The sequence below is a fragment of the Quyinboa ferrireducens genome (genome assembly GCF_042436675.1).
Classification (GTDB): Bacteria; Bacteroidota; Bacteroidia; order Bacteroidales; family UBA5342; genus JBHJHP01.
Genome location: NZ_JBHMVA010000031.1, coordinates 2256 through 5606 on the forward strand (window position 1 = coordinate 2256; position 3351 = coordinate 5606).

The following is a 3351-nucleotide window of genomic DNA, read 5'->3' on the forward strand; positions in this document are numbered from 1 at the left end:
AGAAGAGTTCATTGACATGTTTGAGGGAAAGAGCTGAGAAAGTATTTTAAAGAAATATTTTTTTAGTTAGTAACAAGCGTTAAAGTAGAATATATAACAAACGACTACGACCTGAAAAAGGTCTGAAGAAGTTACTAAGGGCGTATGGTGGATGCCTGGGCTCCCAGAGGCGAAGAAGGACGTGACAAGCTGCGAAAAGCCGCGTAAAGGTGCAAATAACCATTTGATGCGCGGATGTCCGAATGGGGCAACCCGTTATACTGAAGGTATGACATCCTATTTATAGGAGGCGAACCTGGAGAACTGAAACATCTAAGTACCCGGAGGAAAAGAAAACAAAAGTGATTCCCGTAGTAGTGGCGAGCGAAGTGGGAATAGCCTAAACCGTATTTGTTTCGGCAAATGCGGGGTTGTAGGGCTGCGATATTTGGTAATAAATTGAAGAGGAAGCTATCTGGAAAGATATGCCAAAGAGGGTGAAAGCCCCGTACTTGTAAGGTTTATAATTGATAGCAGTACCCTGAGTAGGGCGGGACACGAGAAATCCTGTCTGAATCTGCCAGGACCATCTGGTAAGGCTAAATACTCCTGGGAGACCGATAGTGGACCAGTACCGTGAGGGAAAGGTGAAAAGTACCCCGAACAGGGGAGTGAAAAAGAACCTGAAACCGTACGCCTACAAGCGGTCGGAGCTGCATTTATGTGGTGACGGCGTGCCTTTTGCATAATGAGCCTACGAGTTAGTCGTCACTAGCGAGGTTAATTCTCTGGAGAGGAGTAGCCGAAGCGAAAGCGAGTCTGAATAGGGCGAAGCAGTTAGTGGCGCTAGACGCGAAACCATGTGATCTACCCATGACCAGGTTGAAGTCTCGGTAACACGAGATGGAGGACCGAACCAGTTGACGTTGAAAAGTCTTTGGATGAGTTGTGGGTAGGGGTGAAAGGCCAATCAAACTTGGAAATAGCTCGTACTCCCCGAAATGCATTTAGGTGCAGCCTCATATTAGTTTTGTAGAGGTAGAGCGACTGATAGGGCGCGAGGGCTTCACCGCCTATCAACCCCTGATAAACTCCGAATGCTACAAAATGATGTATGGGAGTGAGGGCGCGGGTGCTAAGGTCCGTGTCCGAGAGGGAAAGAACCCAGAGCATCAGCTAAGGTCCCCAAGTATATGCTAAGTTGACCAAACGCGGTCTGGTTGCTCAGACAGCTAGGATGTTGGCTTGGAAGCAGCCATTCATTTAAAGAGTGCGTAACAGCTCACTAGTCGAGCGACCGGGCATGGATGATAATCGGGCATAAGCATATCACCGAAGCTATGCTATTGATAGCAATATTAATAGGTAGGGGAGCATTCCAGCGACGTCGAAGCAGTATGGTAATGTATTGTGGAGTTTCTGGAAAAGCAAATGTAGGCATAAGTAACGATAAAGGGGGTGAGAAACCTCCTCGCCGAAAGACCAAGGATTCCTGATCAACGCTAATCGGATCAGGGTTAGTCGGGACCTAAGGGTAAGCCGAGAGGCGATCTCGATGGCAAAACGGTTAATATTCCGTTACCTGCTGTAACTGCGAAGGGGTGACGTTGCACTGACAGCCTTGCGTACTGACGGAATAGTACGTTTAAGGGTGTAGATATTGATTTTGGCAGGTAAATCCGCCAAAAGAGTCGAACCTGAAAGTACCGCGAGCCTACGGGCAAGCGGATAAAGGTGTAAGAGCAACCGAGAAAAACCTCTAAGCTTCAGGTTACAGGAGCCCGTACCGTAAACGGACACACGTAGTTGGGTTGAGAATACTAAGGCGCTCGAGTGATTCATGGCTAAGGAACTAGGCAAAATAGGCCCGTAACTTCGGGAGAAGGGTCCCCTGCAGCGATGTAGGGCGCAGAGAAATGGCCCAGGCGACTGTTTAGCAAAAACACAGGGCTTTGCTAATTCGAAAGAAGATGTATAAGGCCTGACACCTGCCCGGTGCCGGAAGGTTAAGGGGGGATGTTATCCTTTAGGGGAGAAGCATTGAACTGAAGCCCCGGTAAACGGCGGCCGTAACTATAACGGTCCTAAGGTAGCGAAATTCCTTGTCGGGTAAGTTCCGACCTGCACGAATGGTGTAACGATCTGGGCACTGTCTCAGCCATGAGCTCGGTGAAATTGTAGTTCCGGTGAAGATGCCGGATACCCGCGACGGGACGGAAAGACCCCGTGAACCTTTACTGCAGCTTCACATTGACACTGGGTAATTGATGTGTAGGATAGGACGGAGACAGTGAGCCGGCTTCGCCAGGAGTCGGGGAGTCATCCTTGAAATACGTCCCTTTACTTACTTGGTGCCTAATCCCTGTACGGGAGACATTGTGTGGTGGGTAGTTTGACTGGGGTGGTCGCCTCCAAAAGAGTAACGGAGGCTTCTAAAGGTGCCCTCAGGACGTTTGGTAATCGTCCGCAGAGTGCAATGGCACAAGGGTGCTTGACTGTGAGACCAACAAGTCGATCAGGTAGGAAACTAGAGCATAGTGATCCGGTGGTTCCGCATGGAAGGGCCATCGCTCAAAGGATAAAAGGTACTCCGGGGATAACAGGCTGATCGCTCCCAAGAGCTCATATCGACGGAGCGGTTTGGCACCTCGATGTCGGCTCGTCACATCCTGGGGCTGGAGAAGGTCCCAAGGGTTGGGCTGTTCGCCCATTAAAGTGGCACGCGAGCTGGGTTCAGAACGTCGTGAGACAGTTCGGTCCCTATCTGTCGTGGGCGTTGGAAATTTGAGGGGATCTGACACTAGTACGAGAGGACCGTGTTGGACGTACCGCTGGTGTACCAGTTGTTTCGCCAGGAGCATAGCTGGGTAGCTACGTACGGAACGGATAAGTGCTGAAAGCATCTAAGCACGAAGCCGGCCTCAAGATAAGATTTCCTTATAGGGTCGTTAGAGACGATGACGTTGATAGGCTGCAGGTGTAAAGGCAGAGATGTCAAAGCCGAGCAGTACTAATTGCCCGAAAGCTTCCAGACCGGTTGTAAGTTGTGTGTTATGATAGACTGCGAAGCGTTTGTTACAGACGATAAGAAGAATATTTACAAATAAATATGATTGAAGCTCTTTCCTGAAGATATGTTTTTTAATTAAGACACAAGAATCAAGAATCAAGACACAGGATTAAAATGTGAAGGCTTAAAGGTTTAAAACAAAAGAAATCTTGCTACTTGATACCAGATACTTGCTACTTAAAAACGATCTTAAGGTGGTTATAGCGTTGGGGTTCCACCTCTTCCCATTCCGAACAGAGAAGTTAAGCCCAATAGCGCCGATGATACTGCGTATTGTGGGAAAGTAGGTCGCCGCCATTTTA

The 3351-nt window shown here is 48.7% G+C and carries 2 rRNA genes; both read left to right on the plus strand.

Going from position 1 to position 3351, the window contains the following annotated elements:
- Positions 1-124 precede the first annotated feature (124 nt).
- Positions 125-3011, plus strand: a 23S ribosomal RNA gene (locus tag ACE01N_RS19935).
- A gap of 228 nt (positions 3012-3239) precedes the next feature.
- A 5S ribosomal RNA gene (gene rrf / locus ACE01N_RS19940) occupies positions 3240-3349 on the plus strand.
- The last annotated feature ends 2 nt before the right edge of the window (positions 3350-3351 follow it).